The sequence below is a fragment of the Hydrogenivirga sp. 128-5-R1-1 genome (genome assembly GCF_000171895.1).
In genome coordinates this window covers 1-1,312 of the sequence record NZ_ABHJ01000405.1, presented here as the reverse complement: position 1 = coordinate 1,312, position 1,312 = coordinate 1, and the positions used below count along the sequence as shown (strand labels likewise).

Annotated in this window: 3 protein-coding genes; all 3 read left to right on the top strand. The window is 37.5% G+C overall.

The window, feature by feature from the left end; genetic code table 11:
* Window positions 1-84: helix-turn-helix domain-containing protein (locus HG1285_RS20690; RefSeq protein ID WP_008289455.1), on the top strand; the 84-nt coding region annotated here is incomplete at its 5' end.
* Between the two features lie 169 nt (window positions 85-253).
* The gene (gene soxX, locus HG1285_RS01190) at window positions 254-772 is read left to right on the top strand and encodes a sulfur oxidation c-type cytochrome SoxX (protein ID WP_008289454.1); all 519 of its coding nucleotides are present in this window, start codon (window positions 254-256) and stop codon (window positions 770-772) included.
* A 3-nt stretch (window positions 773-775) separates the two neighbouring features.
* Window positions 776-1,213, top strand: coding sequence for a thioredoxin fold domain-containing protein (locus tag HG1285_RS01195; protein WP_008289453.1), 438 nt, complete (start codon window positions 776-778; stop codon window positions 1,211-1,213).
* Window positions 1,214-1,312: the final 99 nt, after the last annotated feature.

Sequence of the window (1,312 nt, the reverse complement as noted above, 5' to 3'; positions counted from 1 at the left end):
CAGACAAAAGCAGCTCAAAAACTGGGGATATCAAGAAAACAACTTAGAACAAAGATGAAAAATTTCGGTCTGCTCCAAGCCTGATTGTCCCATTTGGGACAGTCCCTTTTTTATAAATTGTTCCGTTTGGGACAGAAATCTATCAGCCTGTCCTTTACATCTGAAAAATTCCTTAAACATCAATTACTTACCGGTTTAATCAATTTTGGCACATCTGTTGCTATTTAAAAGAAGAAAAAAGGAGGTTGTGCAGATGAAGTATCTATACCTGCTTTTATCAGGTATCCTGACAATATCTGTTTTTTCAACAGATTCCAAAGCTGGACAGATTCAGTTTGAGCATCCTGATGCAAAAGAAATCATGCTAAAAGATATTCCCCCGGGACCCAGACATTATGCAGTTCCGTCTAACTGTAAACTGGACAATCCTAAGTTCATTAAAAAGATGGCACCTATCGGTAAAAAGTTGTTTAACAACAAAAAAGCTGCAAACTGTGTTGCATGTCACTGTGCACCCGGTTCTGTAGGTTGTGGAAATATAGGACCAAACCTTGCCCATTACAAAAACACACTTATGAAGGCACCTTATCTTGGAGGACAGAAAAAGACAATCTCATGGCTTTATCAGAGAATAGCAGACTACAGAGTTCAAATTCCGCCTGAATATAAAAAGGAACCTTATTACAACATAATGACAGTTAATCTTACAACCGGAAAGCTTACATACGATGATGTATGTGCACTTGCTGCATTTATCCTCTCTCTGGAGTAAAAGATGAGAAAAGTGGTTCTTCTGTTTTTTTTAATGGCAGGGATTTCTTACGCAGATATAAAGTGGTTATCTCTGGAAGATGGATTTTCCAGAGCCCAAAAGGAGAAAAAGATAATTCTAATCTATATTTACTCCCCAAAATGCCATTACTGCAAAAAAATGGAAGCAACCACGTTTAAATCCTCTGAAGTGCAGGAAATAGTGAATAGATATTTTATTCCTGTGAAAGTCCGTAAGTGTAGTGAAGATGGGGCATTTGTAAAGGAAGAATACGGATATCTGGGAACTCCAACATTCCATTTTGTTAAACCTGACGGCACAAAAATAAAGAGTCTTTTTGGAGCATGGAGTAAAGAAGAGTTTCTAAAAATACTCAGATATTTCTACTCCGGAGCATACAAACAAAAATCCATGAATGAATTTTTTACAGAAGAAAAATAAAGGAGGTCAAAGATGAAAAGGAGAGATTTTCTTAAAGTGGCTGCTGCCACCGGAGCAGTTATACTGGTAAGTCCTTCGGTGATGGTGGATAGTTTCAGG

Excerpts from the sequence above, each read along its gene's own strand:
- soxX (WP_008289454.1), top strand. The coding sequence starts at position 254 with ATGAAGTATCTATACCTGCTTTTATCAGGTATCCTGACAATATCTGTT.
- HG1285_RS01195 (WP_008289453.1), top strand. The coding sequence starts at position 776 with ATGAGAAAAGTGGTTCTTCTGTTTTTTTTAATGGCAGGGATTTCTTAC.